The organism is Psychromonas algarum (assembly GCF_004376845.1).
In the GTDB taxonomy this organism is placed as follows: domain Bacteria; phylum Pseudomonadota; class Gammaproteobacteria; order Enterobacterales; family Psychromonadaceae; genus Psychromonas.
Map to the genome: position 1 here is coordinate 185,770 of NZ_SNUW01000004.1, position 17,133 is coordinate 202,902.

General features: G+C 35.6%; 14 protein-coding genes. 9 read left to right on the top strand and 5 right to left on the bottom strand.

Annotated features, from left to right (window positions below):
- The first annotated feature begins 10 nt into the window (after positions 1-10).
- Positions 11-1,333, top strand: a complete 1,323-nt coding sequence (locus E2R68_RS04605; RefSeq protein ID WP_243834597.1) for a BamA/TamA family outer membrane protein — start codon at positions 11-13, stop codon at positions 1,331-1,333.
- A gap of 85 nt (positions 1,334-1,418) precedes the next feature.
- On the opposite strand, the gene E2R68_RS04610 is transcribed toward E2R68_RS04605, so the two are convergent.
- From E2R68_RS04610 to E2R68_RS04620, 3 genes are all read right to left on the bottom strand, one after another.
- Positions 1,419-2,516: an alkene reductase gene (locus tag E2R68_RS04610; RefSeq protein WP_134276333.1), complete on the bottom strand. Its 1,098-nt coding sequence runs from the start codon at positions 2,514-2,516 to the stop codon at positions 1,419-1,421.
- Between the two features lie 91 nt (positions 2,517-2,607).
- Positions 2,608-3,276, bottom strand: a complete 669-nt coding sequence (locus tag E2R68_RS04615; protein ID WP_134276334.1) for an SDR family oxidoreductase — start codon at positions 3,274-3,276, stop codon at positions 2,608-2,610.
- Positions 3,277-3,654: 378 nt separating this feature from the next.
- A complete protein-coding gene (locus tag E2R68_RS04620; protein ID WP_134276335.1) occupies positions 3,655-4,029 on the bottom strand; it encodes a DUF805 domain-containing protein in 375 nt (124 codons plus the stop codon).
- Between the two features lie 349 nt (positions 4,030-4,378).
- Between E2R68_RS04620 and E2R68_RS04625 the strand changes: the two genes are divergently transcribed.
- Genes E2R68_RS04625 through E2R68_RS04635 form a run of 3 tightly spaced genes read left to right on the top strand, consistent with a single transcriptional unit; the run spans position 4,379 to position 7,278 of the window.
- Positions 4,379-5,239 (top strand): ABC transporter ATP-binding protein, encoded by an 861-nt coding sequence (locus E2R68_RS04625; protein ID WP_134276336.1) that lies wholly within the window; start codon positions 4,379-4,381, stop codon positions 5,237-5,239.
- Between the two features lie 3 nt (positions 5,240-5,242).
- A complete protein-coding gene (locus tag E2R68_RS04630) occupies positions 5,243-6,220 on the top strand; it encodes an ABC transporter substrate-binding protein (protein ID WP_134276337.1) in 978 nt (325 codons plus the stop codon).
- Positions 6,220-7,278, top strand: coding sequence for a FecCD family ABC transporter permease (locus tag E2R68_RS04635; RefSeq protein ID WP_134276338.1), 1,059 nt, complete (start codon positions 6,220-6,222; stop codon positions 7,276-7,278). The genes E2R68_RS04630 and E2R68_RS04635 overlap by 1 nt, the downstream gene beginning before the upstream one ends.
- Before the next feature lie 78 nt (positions 7,279-7,356).
- On the opposite strand, the gene E2R68_RS04640 is transcribed toward E2R68_RS04635, so the two are convergent.
- Complete coding sequence (locus E2R68_RS04640; RefSeq protein WP_134276339.1) at positions 7,357-9,507, bottom strand: MFS transporter; 2,151 nt, start codon at positions 9,505-9,507, stop codon at positions 7,357-7,359.
- Positions 9,508-9,874: 367 nt separating this feature from the next.
- On the opposite strand from E2R68_RS04640, the gene E2R68_RS04645 reads away from it, so the two are divergent.
- A complete protein-coding gene (locus tag E2R68_RS04645; RefSeq protein WP_134276340.1) occupies positions 9,875-11,719 on the top strand; it encodes an acyltransferase family protein in 1,845 nt (614 codons plus the stop codon).
- Positions 11,720-11,792: 73 nt separating this feature from the next.
- Here the strand turns inward: E2R68_RS04645 and E2R68_RS04650 are convergent, their stop codons facing one another.
- Complete coding sequence (locus E2R68_RS04650) at positions 11,793-12,482, bottom strand: haloacid dehalogenase type II (protein WP_134276341.1); 690 nt, start codon at positions 12,480-12,482, stop codon at positions 11,793-11,795.
- Positions 12,483-12,633: 151 nt separating this feature from the next.
- On the opposite strand from E2R68_RS04650, the gene E2R68_RS04655 reads away from it, so the two are divergent.
- The 4 genes from E2R68_RS04655 (at position 12,634) to E2R68_RS04670 (ending at position 17,078) form a co-directional block, all read left to right on the top strand.
- Entirely contained in the window at positions 12,634-12,945 is a 312-nt protein-coding gene (locus tag E2R68_RS04655; protein WP_134276342.1) for an EthD family reductase, read from the top strand.
- Positions 12,946-14,012: 1,067 nt separating this feature from the next.
- A complete protein-coding gene (locus E2R68_RS04660; protein WP_166738802.1) occupies positions 14,013-15,689 on the top strand; it encodes an amidase in 1,677 nt (558 codons plus the stop codon).
- A 210-nt stretch (positions 15,690-15,899) separates the two neighbouring features.
- Complete coding sequence (locus E2R68_RS04665) at positions 15,900-16,304, top strand: helix-turn-helix domain-containing protein (RefSeq protein ID WP_134276344.1); 405 nt, start codon at positions 15,900-15,902, stop codon at positions 16,302-16,304.
- A 138-nt stretch (positions 16,305-16,442) separates the two neighbouring features.
- Positions 16,443-17,078 (top strand): hypothetical protein, encoded by a 636-nt coding sequence (locus E2R68_RS04670; protein ID WP_134276345.1) that lies wholly within the window; start codon positions 16,443-16,445, stop codon positions 17,076-17,078.
- The last annotated feature ends 55 nt before the right edge of the window (positions 17,079-17,133 follow it).

Genomic DNA, 17,133 nt, shown 5'->3' on the forward strand with positions numbered 1-17,133 from the left:
GATCATGTGTATGAAATGTAAATTCATTCTCGCTTATTGTGCTGCTTTATCTTTTCCCACATTAGCTAGTGAATTCACAGTTGAAGACTTAAATAGATCGGAAGATAAACAAAATACTTGGGTGGTTTTACCCTATGCATTTAGTACCGATAGTATGGGCTTAACTGCAGGAGCCGTTTTATTATTAGATGGTTTTATACAACCACAGATGACCATGGTTTTTACTGTATTTGCAGGCGAAGATCTCGATACTCAATATGGGCCGAATGACACACCAGATCAAGCAAGAGCCAAAGGAGGGATCTATTCCATCAGTGGTTATCGTCCATCCTTCTCCGATCGTTTATTTATAAGTTCATTAGGCTCTTATGCCTATTATCCTAATCAGCGTTTGTACCTTGATGGCAGTAATAGCTCAGAACAAAATCTCAGTACTACCGATCCCAATAATATATCACCACTACAAACACAAGGTTATAACAACTGGTTCAATGTTAATTTCAGTTATATTTTACCCTGGGGTGAAAGCAAACATAATGTATTGCCAGATATTCAGCTGCGCCGAGGGCTGCCTGTTAATCGAGACCATGTAGGAGGAGGACAAGTATTCACTAGCGGACAAACCTTGCTTGGAACAGAGTTATTTTATACACGTTGGACAGCCGATCGCTTTACTGAAGCGCCATCTTTAAATACAAATGGTATTCGTCTTTTTCTAGAGCATGATAATACTGACTACCCTAGCAACCCTTCTCGTGGTTATGCTTTTAAAGCAACTAGCTCTATCGACTTTGGGTTAGCCAATTCCACACAAAGTTGGAACTCATTAGAATTTGATTATAAACATTACATCGAGTTACCAACATTGCCATGGATGCGTCAAAGTGTTCTTGCTTTTAATGCTTGGACTGCTTACTCACCTTCTTGGGATAATAATAAAAAATTGAATCCGGGTGGTATATTACAAAAAAATCAAACACCTATGTGGGAAGGAGCACACTTAGGTGGCTGGAATCGAATGCGCGCTTACGACAGTAACCGTTTTAATGATAAAGCTGCGGTATACGGCGCTGCTGAATATCGTTTTATTCCACAACTTAACCCAATGGCAGATCAAAAGTGGAACCCTTTTCCAATTGATTGGTTTCAACTGGTTTTATTTGCAGAAGTGGGTCGAGTCGCTGAACAATATAACACCGAGTTATTTAAAGACATGAAATATGATGTAGGCTTTAGTGTACGTGCTTTAGCGGCGAAAACCCCGGTTCGTTTTGATATGGCTTGGGGAGAAGAAGGTAGTTCAATGTGGGTAATGTTAAACCAACCATTTTAAAAAAGTAACCTAATACCGTTCACAATCGGTATTAGGTTACTTCCAGCATTAAAGATATATAACAAATTACTTTATATTCAGAAACTTATGCGCCTGTATAAGTCGGGTAATCAGTATAACCATGCTCATTACCACCAAATAATGTTGCACCATCAAGATCCGCAAGAGGTTGATTATTTTGTAATCTTGAAACTAAATCAGGGTTACCAACAAAAGGACGACCAAAGGCAACTAAATCAGCAAACCCTTCACTTAAAATAGTCTCTGCACGCTCTAGTGTGTAACTACCAGCAACAATAATAGTGTTAGTAAAAACTTTACGTAAATCAACACGGAAAGTTTCAGGGATCACAGGTGCGTCATCCCAATCAGCTTCAGATAAATGTAAGTAAGCAATATCACGAGACTGTAGTTCTTTAGCTGCTTCAATAATTGTAGGAACAATATCAGGGCAATCCATATCTTTAAAAGTGATAAATGGTGCTAAGCGAACCCCCACTTTATCTGCACCAATTTCTGCAATAACAGCATCAATAACTTGCATTAGAAAACGCAGACGGTTTTCACGAGAACCACCATATTGATCGCTACGTTTATTCGAGTTAGTACGTAAGAATTGATCAATTAAATAACCATTACCACCATGTATTTCAATGCCATCAAATCCAGCTTCAATTGAACATTTAGCTGCATGTGCAAAGTCTTTGATCACTCTATCAATATCATCTTGGTTCATTTCACGAGGTTGAATACAATCAACCATTTTTCCATTGCCTTCTTCATCTGAAAGCCAAATTTGTGTTTCTACTGGCGCTAATGGAGAAGGTGCAATTGGTAACTCACCTTTTTGAAAGACAGGGTGTGAAACTCGACCTACATGCCAGATTTGGCAGAACATCGCCGCCCCTTCTTTTTTCACAGCAGCTGTAGATAACTTCCAGCCTTCAACTTGTTCGTCAGTATAAACACCCGGCGTAAATGAATAACCTTGAGAGTCATCTGAAATTTGAGTTGCCTCAGAGATAATTAATCCAGCAGAGGCACGTTGTTGATAATAATCCGCCATCATTTGGTTAGGGATATTACCCGGTTGGCTAGAACGAGCACGTGTCATAGGCGCCATTACTAAACGATTTTGTAATGTTAAGTTTTTAAGTGAAGCAGTTTCAAATAATGTAGTCATATCTTTTCTTCCATATTAACTAGGCTTAGCTAGTGATAACTTTTAAACAATAATCGCTTTTAGCAATTAAGGTGAATTAATCAATAATTATTTATTGTAGTAATGCGCCGCCATCAACATCAATAATCGCGCCGGTCATATAAGGGTTATTAATCGCTAAAGCATAAGCCATTGCAATTTCAGAAGCTTCCCCAGCTTTACCAACAGGTAAATTACTGGCTGCATTTTGATACATAGCATCACGCGCTGATAGATCCATTTTTTGATATGCCGTTGTCATTGTTAAACCAGGACTAACCGCATTCACTCGAATAGGAGCTAACTCTTTTGCTAAAACTTTTGTGACCGCTTCTAATGCTGCATTAATAGCTGTTTTTACATAGGTATTTGCAACTACTTTTCTAGACAGCATTCCTGTAGTTAAGGTAATTGAACCATTTGCTTTTATATACTCAGCGGCATATTTCGCGACCTGAATTGAGCCCCAAAATTTAGTATCAAAAGCTTGCTTTGCATCTGTAATATTAACATCGACAACTTTACCAGCCGGAGCAGATGAACCCGCTGTCACAACAAGATGATCAAATGGACCAATAGATTCAAAGTACTCACGTATAGCTTGTTCGTTACTGATATCAAGTCCTGTTTGACGACTAGCAACATGAACCGTGTTGTTATCTTTATCAAAAGATGAAGCGATCGCCTTACCGATACCTGATGTACCGCCGATAATGACATAGGTTTTTGCTTCTTGGCTCATAATTAACTCCGATTAAGTTGTTTCAGTATGTTGGTATAGGCATGATTATATGCTTACTTTCATCACTTAATAATTAGCTAAAACATGAAAACATTATTCACTATTAATGAATAATGTTATTTTCAGTTACTCATGCACGTTTATCTAACACTGGAAATTAATATCAAATATTGTATGAATAGATCAGATTCAATAGCAAATTCTCACTTCGCAAAAAAATCATTTTCCGACTTTAGAAATACACTGTGACAAGCTTAAAAAATAGAGGGTATGTAAAAAGTAAAAAGCCGCATCTAAGTAATGCGGTTTTTATAAGAAAATAAAATGCCAATCAATATCGATAAAACATTGTTGATTATGCTTAAAAATACCTAAAGCTTAACCATTTCCCCCTGCTTTAGGGTTATCACCATATGAATTAATATTCGCATCCCCCTCTAATAACATAAAGATAGCAAGCACAAGCACGCCAATAATTGGAATAAGGAAGATTAAAAGCCACCAGCCAGAACGGTTAGTATCATGAAGTCGACGAACAGCAACGGCTATGCCCGGGAGAAAAACAGCTAATGTATATATGCCGCCTAATAACCCTGAGCCCGTGTGTACATTAAAACTTCCCATAGAACGATCAACAAAGCTTAACAACAAACCAATTACGATATTAAATAAAAAGAAACACCAATACTCTTTTCTACGAGAACGTCCACTAAATGTCGCGTAGTTTTTTATTGCCATCAAATACCAGTTCATCATATTACCTATATTATGTGTTTGAATAGCAAATCATAACCAAGACTTGCATTAAGAGGTAATAATATTATTGACTAAAATAAGTAAATTGGCTGAAGTAAAAGTCACTTTGCTTTTACCCTTAGCAATAATGTAATTGAAAAAAGGCTAATTTTCACTCTTCACTGATCAGCAATTTATATTAAATCATGACATATGAATTTACTCACTCACCTAGTATTGTTTATAACGAATTTGTTACGTATAGTCGTCGAAATAACCATACTCAATATGATGATTAACTTTATTTTTTTAAAGTTTTAAAAAAATTATCACATAAAAATTCATTAAAATTGGAACAGCTTCTCTTTTGTTAAATAACACATCATCTTCCTTTAAAAACAATCAACAAAAAGAATCTAATTTAAGATCTATTTTTGCTAACTACCGACCAGTAAATCTAAAATTAGATGCAGTTAGTTGGTCCCCCTATAAAAATAAACCTTTACTTAAACCTATTAGTCTTTCAATTAATGCAGGGGAATTTGTGGCTGTGGTTGGGCCTAATGGCTCAGGAAAAACAAGCTTATTGCGTTGTATTTATAGAGTAAATAAACCTTCTTCAGGTGAAGTGTTAATTGACGGTAAAAATATATGGTCCATCCCACCTCGGCAATATGCACAGCGTATTGCAACAGTATTACAAGATACCGGATCTGAATTTGGTCTTAGTGTTTTTGAAATGGTCGAAATTGGGTTAACACCTAGATCAACTCATTGGAAGCGCACTCATATTGATATAGAGGCAATTAATGAAGTCTTAATATTATTGGATATATCTCATCTTACAGAGCGAGATTTTAGTTCTTTATCTGGCGGCGAACGCCAACGCGTTTTAATTGCCCGCGCTTTAATTCAAAGTCCTGATATATTAATTTTAGATGAGCCAACCAATCATCTAGATATCCGTCATCAACTTGAACTGTTAGAACTTCTTTCAACATTACCTTGCACTATTGTTGTTTCTTTACATGATTTATCGCTTGCTTCAGCTTATGCAGATCGCGTTTTAGTGATGGATAAAGGAGAAATGCAGGACTATTCAGTACCACAGGAAGTATTTACAGAACAAAATATTAAAAATGTATTTGGTGTAGAGACCATTATTGATAAACACCCCATAACTCAACGCCCCCGCTTTTCTTTTTATACAAAAAAACAACAGGATTAATCGATGAAAGTTCGCTCTAACTTATTCTCTATCTTATTATTTACTAGCTTTATGGTGATGATTTTACCTGCACAAGCACAATTAGCAGATGATCAATATTACCCAATTAATATCCAGAGCTGTGATCGCGTTGTTACATTTGATCATAAGCCTAAAGCAGCTATTTCAAACGATGTTAACTTAACCGAAATGATGCTAGCACTAGGCTTACAGAAACAGATGGTAGGTGTTACAGGCATTTCTGGGTGGAGAACATTAGATCCAATATTACGTAAAGATATTGGAGAGCTACCTGAGCTTTCACCTAAATATCCAACAAAAGAAGTGCTATTAGGAGCTGATGCTGACTTTTATTTCGCTGGATGGAATTACGGCATGCAAGTCGGTGGCGGTATTACGCCAGACACACTTGCTCCCTTAGGTATCAAAGTATATGAACTCAGTGAAAGTTGTGTTCATATTATGAATAAATCTAAAGTATCAATGGATGATCTTTATAATGACCTATTAAATTTGGGTCGTATTTTCAATGTCGAAGAACGGGCTCAATTATTAGTTTCAAAATATAAAGAAGAACTAAAAAACTTTCAGAAGAACCTCACCCCACTTGCTCAATCACCAAAAGTTTTTGTATATGACTCTGGTGAAGAACAGCCTTTTACCTCAGCAGGTCTTGGTATGCCGACGGCTTTAATTAACGAAGCAGGAGGTAAGAACATTATGGAGCACATACAAAAAAGCTGGATACAAGTTGGTTGGGAATCTGTCATTGATCGCGCACCAGAGGTTATCGTTATTATTAACTATGGCGATATTACAGCACAGCAAAAAATTAACTTCTTACGTTCACGACCTGCTCTAAAAGATATTCCAGCTATTAAAAATAACCGATTTGTTATTCTTGAATATGTTGAAGCTACGCCAGGCCCTCGTAACATCAAAGCAATTAAACGTTTAGCAGAAGCTTTTAGAGCGGAATAATGAAAAACCCTAATATGAAAAAAATCAGCCTTGCTAATATACCTTTAAAATTTTTATTACTGATATTAATTGTTTTGCTGATTATTTTTATGAGCGTTGCAATCGCTGTAGGCTCTATTCCAATTTCACAAAGCACGGTATGGGGCGTTATTGGCCATAAGTTATCACTTACTAATAGTTTGCCAACTTGGTCAATGGGTAGAGAAAATATTATTTGGGAAGTGCGCTTACCTAGAGTTATTTTAGCGGCTATTGTTGGGGCAACACTTGCGATTGTCGGTGCAGCCTTGCAATCAATCACTCGTAATCCTTTAGCGGATCCTCACTTATTAGGTATTTCATCAGGAGCTGCGTTAGGTGCAATTATAGCGCTATTGCATACAGGTATGATTTTGGGCGCAATAACCGTCCCTGTATTTGCTTTTCTTGGTGCCCTTTTTGCGATGTTTTTAGTCTTGGGAGTTGCAAACTTTTCAATGGCAAATAGTGCAGGACGATTAATTCTTGCAGGCGTTGCTGTTGCATTTATTCTCACCGCCTTAGGTAACTTGTTTATTTTTATGGGCGATCATAGAGCATCACATACAGTGATATTTTGGATGTTAGGTGGATTAGGTCTTGCTCAATGGAACCAGCTTTGGTTTCCATTAGTAACTTTAATCATCGGAGCAAGTTATCTCATTTATAAAGCCAAATATTTAAATGCAATGATATTAGGTGATGAAACAGCAAGGACATTAGGTGTGCCCGCTCAGCGTTTTAGATTGTTAGTTATTATCATTTGTGCGCTACTTACTGGCGCTGCCGTGGCATTTTCAGGCGTTATTGGTTTCGTTGGTTTAATGATCCCCCATATAATACGCTTATTAGTTGGAGGAGATTACCGTAAAGTATTACCTTTATCAGCGTTGTTTGGTGCTCTGTTTTTAGTTTTTGCGGATATTGTGGCAAGAGTGATCATTCCACCAGAAGATATGCCAATTGGTATACTCACAGGCTTAGCGGGTGGTATTGCATTTATCTTTTTAATGCGCCAACGCCAGAACGTATCACTTTAAGCATAAAATAGTTAAGTATCATAATGGAGCCATCATTTAATTATTGATAGCTCCAATATCTGATCGTTAACCTAGTCATTATTGCCCATTATTTAATGACTCAGTTTGTGTTTGTACCGCATCTAATAGTTGTTGTTCTAACTCATCTTGCTCTGGTTTATCATCAATAGATTCACTCAATTCATGTGCATCAATACCTTCAGAATCTTGCAATAACTCAACCATATCCGAAGCAACTTCCGGAACAGAATCAATAATGGTACTCGCAACATCTACTGCATATTCAGGGATATTTTCCACAACTTGAGAAAGGTAATCATTAACCGCGCTTTCAATATTTTCTACTGCATCGACAGTATCATCTTGACTATTTTCACTTTCGATTAAGTTATTAACATATGCTTCTGCAATGACATTAGATGACTCAGGCAACGCTTCAGAAACCGTTAATGCTAATTCAGCTGAATGCTCAGGAGAAACATCACTTAGTCGACTGTATAGCTCTGTAGCAGTCTGCTCTGATGCAGCAGCACTTCTATCAACAGGACGCATTTCATCAAGAGAATCAGAGAGATCTGTCATGTATTGCTCTGTCATTTGTAATAATTCAGTTGAATCATCAGATGTCATATTTTCAGCCGCTAATTCCATCATACGAATACCGTTATCTGGCATCGAATTAGCAATGGCAACAATAATGTTAGTAAATTGCTCTGGATAAGAAGTGGTTATCCAATCAACTAACTCTTCTGCTTGCTCTGGTGAAGCGCTCGTTAATGCTTCTGCAATATGCACTGACATTTCTGGTGCAGCATTCGTGATAGCGCCATATAATTGGCCAATATTTATTTCATCAATAGTACTTAATGCAGCGGCTAAGTTTGCAGCATTCGTCGGGTCTCGCAGTGCTAATGCTTTTGCCATATTAACCGCGGCCGCTGGGTTGTTCGTTGCTAAACTAATCGCCACTTCTACCTCAGCTGTTGGTTCAAAAGCAGATTCAACATAATCTGTTCGCGGATCAAGCTCAGAAACCGCACCTGAAGGCGTTTGCATAACAAAGTTATCTTGTTGATCATTAGGTAAAGCGGTGCGCTGTTTCATACGAACAATAATAAATGCCAATAAGGTACTCGCGGCGATGATCATAAAGGTAAATAAAGCATTACTACCAAATAAACTCATCACCACAGATGCAACATAAGGCCCCAAAATACTGCCTAAAGCATAAATAACCAGCAAAGAAGCCATCGCTGCTAGAATTTGCTCTTTTAGTACTTTATCAAAAGCCTCTGACATGCTCATAGGATACAAACAAGCAGCCATCCCTGTGATAACTGCAATGGCAAATAAGCTTAAATGAAACATTTCAAAACGCAGCAAAAATGGAATTGTTAATGAGAATAGAATAATGGTGACAACCATACCGAGCATAATTCTTCGGCGATCAAATTGATCAGAAAGATAAGCAATAGGAAATTGTAATATGATGGCGCCAAGAATAGCAGCACCCATAAATATAGATAAATCAAGCCCAGCAATACCATTATCACTAGCAAAAATAGGCAACATATTTAATAGGCCTGCATATAACAAACCACAATAAAAACACCCAACAACACCCAATGGAGAGAGCTTTAAAATAGTCAGCAATGACATCGCTTGACTATCTTCAATTTGTGGCCCCTGCTGCTTACTAATTACAATTGGCGTGATAGCTAAACTAAACAAAATACCAGATAGCACAAATAACGTCATGCCTTCTATAGGAGCAATACTTAATAAAAATTGCCCTGAAAATAACGCGCTCATCAATACCATTTGGTTAATAGACAATATTCTTGCTCTATTTTTTTCATTCGCACTAAAGCTTAACCAACTATCTAATGTAGCATTGGCACAAGCAATACAAAAACCAGTGATCACCCGCATGATACCAAGTACTAATGGGTCAGGATGAAGGCCTGATAATAAAATAGCAACGGACGTTAAACTACCGCACATTGCAAATATTCTGATATGCCCAACACGCTGTAACAGCTTACGACTATAAATCGCCCCAAACAGAAAACCTACCGATAACATAGAAAGTACAAGCCCTATATTATCGATACTAATACCATCGCTTTGCATACGAACAGGTAATAAAATATTACTTAGGCCATAACCTGTCATCAGTAAAAAACAGCTTACCAGCAGCAACAAAAAAGGTTTGAGCGTTACTATCACCAGACAATTCTCTTATTTTTATAGCGGTTTTGCCAATATTACAAAGGCAGTAGGATCCCATCGTATGAATAGAGAGGAATGATGCCACTAAGGATCTCTTCCATTAGTGTTGTATTGAATTTTAAGAAAATTGGGCACTCAATAGTATTCAAATATTAACATAATGATTTTAGGTAACTCAACGTCTCTGTTTAATATTAATGAGCCGTTCAATGGACAAAATATTTACAGAGAGGTAACGCTAAAATCACAATAAAAGTCTGATTTTATTATGAAAGAAGCCACAAAATAAAAGCCTCCTAGTGTACATAGATTAATCAACTCTTTAGATTAACGGCTTTTATAATAAGCAATTGAGTAAATCACGATGGAATTTAGAAAAGATATAAATGGGCTAAGAGCATTAGCCGTTATCGCCGTTGTACTTTTCCATTTTAATCCTACTTTAATCCCTGGCGGTTTTGCTGGTGTTGATGTGTTTTTTGTCATTTCAGGCTTTTTAATGACAAGCATAATATTTAGAGGGATAGAACAAGACAACTTTTCGCTCATCAAATTTTATATTGCGCGTGCAAACCGAATTATTCCTGCGCTCACCGTACTTTGTTTTACGTTATTACTGCTGGGATGGTTTTCTACATTTGATGTGGTATTCGCCAAAATGTCAGAGCATATTTTGGCTTCCATTAGTTTTATCTCCAACTTTACCTACTGGCAAGAGTCAGGCTATTTTAAAGCCGTTGCTCATCAAAAGTGGCTATTGCACACTTGGTCATTATCCGCAGAATGGCAGTTTTATTTAATTTATCCATTATTGCTTGTTGTTATGCGCAAGTTTCTGACACTACAAGCAATCAAAATAGCTATTCTTATAATGGTCTTCGTAAGCTTTATTGCATCTGCCATTTTAACTTATCAATGGCCAGATCCTTCTTACTATCTGCTTCATACAAGAGCATGGGAAATGCTGTTAGGAGGAGTGGCTTATTTATATCCAATAGCGATAAAAACAAACACAAAAAAGAAAGTGGAATACTGTGGGTTGTTGCTAATCTTTACCTCTTATTTCCTTATATCACAAGATAATGCATGGCCAGGTTATTTGGCTATTTTTCCTGTTCTAGGCACCTTTTTAATCATACAAGCACAATCTAATCATAGTTTTTTAAGCAATAATATTATTTATCAAAAAATAGGAACTTGGTCTTATTCTATCTATTTATGGCACTGGCCATTAGTTGTTTATATGAATGCTTATATGGATATTAATGCACTTAATATTACATTAATGATCATATTATCAATTATATTAGGCATGTTTTCTCACCTCTTTATTGAACAAAAACTCAAAGGCAAAAAAGCAGTTATATTATGGTTTATCACTCTTGGATTAAGCTCGATTGTTTATATCAATGCAGGGCATTTTGAAATAAGAGAAAAATCCCAGGATCCTGGAAATCAAATTTTAAGTACTTATAAAAAATATAAATTAGATCCAACAAGACTTTATAACGACTGTAATACCGCTTCACAAATGAATAGAACAGGTAAAATGCGAGTAGCTGAACGTTGTATTAGTTCAGAAACTGGAGGTTTATTTCTATGGGGAGATTCTCATGTTGCCACTATATCAACAGGGTTAAGATATGAGATGAAAAAAGGCACTCCACTTAGCTTATTAAGCTCAAATAGTTGCGCCCCCTCTTTTGTAATGAAAAGGCCCCTTCCTGATAATAGAGATATGGGATGTAACTATTCAAATGAATTTGCTTATAAGTCAATTTTAAAGTCCAAACCCAGTACTGTCATTATGGCAACACGTTTTAAGCATGAACTTTTTGATTGGGAAGATACGATCAATACATTACATAAAATGGGGGTTGAAAAAGTGATTGTGGTCGGCCCTCTTCCACAATGGCAACCTTCTTTACCTTTGGTTTATGCAAGAAGACATATTGGTGAAGAATTTATTGTTGATTCAGGGTTTGATTACTCGCTAATAAAAAGTAACCAGTTTTTAGTGGATTTACACAAAAAAAATAAGAATTTTATATTCATTAACATGCTTGATAACTTATGTTCTTATACACAAAATAATGAGCTTAGTTGCCGAGCAAAAGTAGACGATGATTTAGTTGCATTTGATTATGGCCACTTAACCGTTGAAGCATCTAAATTTATAGCAAAAAATTATGTAGTACCTTTATTGTAAAAAAAGCTAATGGTTGATTGCCAGTTGCATCAACCATGAGTGATATGACCATGAGTGAAATGAATGACAGTACTTACTCGGAAAGAATAAGTTTATCAGCTAATTCCATTAAATCATGACTAATAAAATTTGGAATAGGGACATTTTCAGCCATTAAAACATTATTATTTGGACGCGTAATAAAAGCACCTAAGCAACCTAACGCTTGCGCGCCAATAGTATCCCATTGATGACATGCCACAAGACAGACTTTATTCAGCTCAACGCCCATCTTCTTTGCTGCATACTGATAAGTTGTTGGATGTGGTTTGAATGCACGCACTTCAGCAACACTAAATTGATACTCAAAAAAATCATTGATGCCCGCTTTTTCTAACAATGTAGGAGAAGCCGTTGGCGCTGAATTAGTCAGCGTAGCTAAACGATAACCTGCACTTTGTAAACGCGTTAAAGCAGGTATCACATCAGGGTGTGGCGGAAGATTTCCGAGTAATTGTTTAAACGCCACAAGATCATTCTCAGCAAGTTTAATTTGATGGTTAGTAGCGACCATTTTTAATGTCGCCACAGCTAAATTAGCAAAGGGTTCATAAAGCCCTGACAGTGTCAGTGATTGAGAATAAAGTACTAATTCAGCAAACCAATTTCGTAATACAGAAGCATCATCAAAAGTGCGCTGAAAAAAAGGCCTTAAGATTGTAATATCCAATAGAGTTTCGTTTACATCAAAAAGTAATACATCAATGTCCTGAGCTTTATTCATTTAATAGCGACCTCTTATTTTTATGAGCATCTTTATAATATTGTACATACAAAGTATCTTTGACTATCTTGACACTCCCTCATAGAATTCTACAAGAAATTATTTTTTACAAACAATTCGCAAACAATCTATATCTAAAAGAGAGAACCTAATGATCAAAGTAACGGTTTTATACCCAAACAGTAAAGATGCAACGTTCGACATGGATTATTATTGCAACACTCACTTACCACTTGTCGCTGAATTAGTTGGTGACGCACTTATTACGTCTAATGCAGACCTTGGTATGGCAAGTAGTGTCCCTGGTGAAGCCGCTCCGTATATAGCAATGGGCTTCTTAACTTTTGAGTCAGTAGAATCATTCCAGCAGGCATTTGCACCTCATCAACCTATTATCTCAGCAGATGTTGCCAACTTTACTAATACAATCCCAGTGATACAGATTAGTAATATTGCTAAGTAACTTGTCTTATATATAAAATAAAATTTAGACGATGAATTAAGCTCTATGCTCACTTTCAACAAATAAAAATTTGTAATAGCTTATTTGTCTTGTCGCTAATATAAGTGTAGAGCTCATAGTATTAATCGAGATGAAAGATTTACTTATAAAAATAGATGAAAACAATGATTGAGTAGTTCCAAATCCTACTTTTCATTAACAGTAAAAATTTAAAACCTTACATTAAGCATTAAAGGAGTTTATTTTTCTGGTTAAATAGAAAGAACGAACTTAAATAGTGCGAGTAAATTATAAAATAGTGCAAACTTATTTATTAAAACTTAGAGTCAAATAATTATTAGGCTGTGAAATAGTTTTATTTTGTTCTTTAAACTTAGACTAAAAAAAAATTAACGGCCCTTAGTTCTATTAAGTACATGATCTAATTAGAACTTCTCAGATAAACTTGAAAATACACATAAACTCTATAATAACACTGACTTTTCAATACTCGCTACCTATACAAACAGGTGTATAGGTAGCTTGATGTAAAATCAAAAACCATAGTAAACAAAAAACAAATAAAAATTAAGGCAATTAAATACCCACATAGTTGGCAATCAATTTTTCAACAAAAAATGGCAACTAAAAATTTATTCTCCATTGACATGCACTTCCATTAAACATAAAAACCAATACAAAAATAAAGGTTAAATGTTAAAAGACATTTAATATACGTTGAATTTTTAAAATAACTTTTATCAAAACGACATCACCTAGCTTTGCTAAGGTGATATGTATTTTGTCAAAATAATCACATTTAGTTTTATTAATTTTACAACTAAGCTCATATTTTTTTAAAGAAGTAAAATATACTTCAATCAAATCAATTAAAAATTTAACTATTTTATTAATGCAATTTGTAAAGCATAAAAACCAATATTTCCTATTGGATTAAGTGGTAAATTAATTAATGGAATTCGCTTGCTCACATTGAAAACTTATTCATTTTAAAGCTGTTTAAAATAAACTTGGCATAAATACTGCCTACTAAAATGCGATATTATCAATTTAAGTTGGAGCAAAAAATGAAAGGGAAAATTAAAGCAAGTGTATTATTATCAGTTTTAATAATTGCTGGTTGTAACCAAAATAATAACGAGTCTGCCTCTAATAATGAAGGCACTCTACCATTCGATATTACAGGGAAATCGATTTCGGAAATACACCATGCAATAATGAATAAAGAAACAACTTGTGAATCAATTATTACATCTCAGCTAGAAAAAATAGAATCGCTTGATCAAAGAGGGCCTGAATTGAAATCAATGATTTCAGTAAGTCAAACGGCTTTAGCTGAAGCTAAAAAACTAGATGAGAAATTTAATCAAACAGGAAAGTTGGATCCATTACATTGCATTGCAGTGACACTTAAAGATAATGTAAATACTAGCGATATGCCAACAACAGGGGGGGCATTAGCAAATAACCAACCCGAAAAAGATGCATATATAGTGAAAAACATACGAAATGCAGGTGGTATTATTATAGGGAAGGCTAACCTGCACGAATATGCATTTGGATATACTGGAGGTAGTTTACTAGGTGGTATTCCTCGTAATGTTTATGATTTATCTAAAGGCCCTGGTGGTTCTTCATCTGGTACTGGTGCAGCTGTTTCAGGTAGTCTTGCTGTTGTGGGTATAGGTACCGATACGGGTGGCTCAATTCGAGTACCATCAAGTGTTCAAGGTTTAATCGGCTTACGCCCTTCGATGCGATTAGTATCACAAGATGGCATTATGCCCCTCGCTCCTTTTCAAGATACAGCAGGCCCAATGTGTCGAAAAGTTTATGATTGCGCAGCATTATTAAGTGTAATTGTTGGCTATGACAGCAGTACTCACAGTGGCCAAAGAGAAAGCTTTGCAATAGATTCTCCATTAATTACCAGCCAACAACAATACACCATAAAAATGGGTTCAGAAAATTATACTGAAGACTTAGATATAAATGCCTTTAAAGGTGCTAGGGTAGGTATAATTCGCGATCTATTTGGTGATGGTAATAGCCCTCAAAATATAGAAGTTCAACGTATTATGGACTTAGCTATCGATAATATGAAAAAACTAGGAGCAACTGTTGAAGATGTTACAGTTCCAGAACTAGAAGATACATTAACAAATTACGTTAGTTTATCACGCTACGAGTTTCCTGATAGTTTAACTGAATATTTAACTTCATGGTCATCTGAAGCTGACCAACATTATCGTAGTTTCGATGAAGTTTATTCTAGCGGCGATTACTTAAAAGCAAGCGAAGGCAGCTTTGCATTTTATGCTTCATTAGGAGGAGATCGTTGGAATGATGAAACTTATTTGAAAAATGTTCACGAACGTCCCGACGTAACCAGAGGACGTTTAATGAGCGCTCTTAATAATACAGATATTAATGGAGATAGTTTAGGGGATAAATACGATGTTCTCATATACCCAACTATTACAGGTTTAGCTGGTGATTACGGTAAAGGCCCAACATCAACCGGTATGGCTAATCGTCTTAGCCCATTTACAGGTTTTCCAGCACTTACAATGCCTGTCGGATATTCATCTATTGAATCGGAGCTACCATTACCCGTTGGATTAGAAATGATAGGTAGAGAGTTCAGTGAGGCAACATTGTTATCGCTTGCTTATGCATACGAACATGCTTACCACCCTAGAATTGAACCAACATTAACTGAGAATATGACGCCAGAAAAATAAACTAAGAAAGGTTAGTTGTTATGAATTTAATTATTTTATCATGACAACTAACCAACTGAATTTTTAAATATAACTTTTACTATTCATATTAAATATTCAATTTTTAGTAAGGAATTGATTTCAAACGTAGCTTACAGTTCTTGGTGCTATTCTTTTGGCCAATCTGTAACCTGACAATGTCCATTTTAAATTATTAACGTAACAATTATTATGCCCCCTATTAATAATATTAATTTTCATCCACTAATAGCACAAGAAACTAACGCTCGTATGCGGATCCGCCTTATAGCCCTTTCCCATATACAAGATGGAGCCAGTAATACTCAAACAGCAAGGTATTTAAAAGTGAGTCGCCACAGTGTAAATAACTGGGTAAAACAATTTAATGAAGAAGGTATCGCAGGCTTAAAAGAAAAATCAAGATCAGGGCGCCCTAGTAGACTTTCACCTAATCAACAAAAACAGCTTTCAATTTATATTCGGGAAAGCAATATCAAACTCAATGGGAATAATAGTAGTGCACCTATTGTACTCAATTATATTAAGCACGAGTTTGGTATCGAATATAAACTAAAAAATATATATCGTATTCTTAATCAATTGAATTTTTCATAGAGTCAGCTTTCATTTACGAATAATTTAATTAAAAAATATGATTATGTGGTTACGAATTTGGTATATAAGTAACTATATACTTAAGATAAATATATCTATAGCCCTACGCACACCACATTACAAAAAAAGGTAACAACATTGGACGCTTTTACTTCCAATCTCAACAATAGCTCTGAATTAAGATCTCACCCTTGGACCTCCATGGAAAGTGATCAATCTAACCTTTATATTGATTTTAAGAAAAACCCTAAATTAATACGCAAGTCGTTAGAAGATTTAATACCTTTCAAAAAATGGGAGTTTACTGAGTCTTTTTATTCATTAATTGAATGGATAAACACAACAGGATCGTTATTAGAAAGCAATGATTGTGCTTTTAATGCAGTAGAAGAAAATAATGATAAACAATATCCCTATGCTAAAAAATGCAGTGGACGATTAATGATTTTATTTAGAGATATTCCAGAAAATTGCCAGCAAAGAAGTATCAATTGGTTAATGGAGAATATATTGCATACGGTTGTAAGCACTAAGCCTAACTTTCGAGCTGGTGCAATTTGCTTATCTCAAAATCCAACATGTTATCTTGAGTTAGGAGATCAACCAGATACGGGAGGTATGGGTCAGCAAGTCACCCTCACCTTCTTTGCTTATGGGAAAAATGAACGCCGCTGTTATGAAAGTATGAATGAAGTCATCAAACATGCCCATTTCTGCTTAAAAAAAGTGAATGGCAAAATAAAAAATGGAGAGTTAGACGAGATTTATCGTTGAAATAAAAAATTAGATTTAATGCGATAATAATCAAGGCCTAAGTATTGTGAGCAAT

Coding starts and splice junctions, on each gene's coding strand:
- E2R68_RS04650 (WP_134276341.1), bottom strand. CDS start 12,482: ATGAATAAAGCTCAGGACATTGATGTATTACTTTTTGATGTAAACGAA.
- E2R68_RS04620 (WP_134276335.1), bottom strand. CDS start 4,029: ATGAACTGGTATTTGATGGCAATAAAAAACTACGCGACATTTAGTGGA.
- E2R68_RS04645 (WP_134276340.1), top strand. CDS start 9,875: ATGGAATTTAGAAAAGATATAAATGGGCTAAGAGCATTAGCCGTTATC.
- E2R68_RS04605 (WP_243834597.1), top strand. CDS start 11: ATGAAATGTAAATTCATTCTCGCTTATTGTGCTGCTTTATCTTTTCCC.
- E2R68_RS04665 (WP_134276344.1), top strand. CDS start 15,900: ATGCCCCCTATTAATAATATTAATTTTCATCCACTAATAGCACAAGAA.
- E2R68_RS04655 (WP_134276342.1), top strand. CDS start 12,634: ATGATCAAAGTAACGGTTTTATACCCAAACAGTAAAGATGCAACGTTC.
- E2R68_RS04610 (WP_134276333.1), bottom strand. CDS start 2,516: ATGACTACATTATTTGAAACTGCTTCACTTAAAAACTTAACATTACAA.
- E2R68_RS04660 (WP_166738802.1), top strand. CDS start 14,013: ATGAAAGGGAAAATTAAAGCAAGTGTATTATTATCAGTTTTAATAATT.
- E2R68_RS04630 (WP_134276337.1), top strand. CDS start 5,243: ATGAAAGTTCGCTCTAACTTATTCTCTATCTTATTATTTACTAGCTTT.
- E2R68_RS04615 (WP_134276334.1), bottom strand. CDS start 3,276: ATGAGCCAAGAAGCAAAAACCTATGTCATTATCGGCGGTACATCAGGT.
- E2R68_RS04635 (WP_134276338.1), top strand. CDS start 6,220: ATGAAAAACCCTAATATGAAAAAAATCAGCCTTGCTAATATACCTTTA.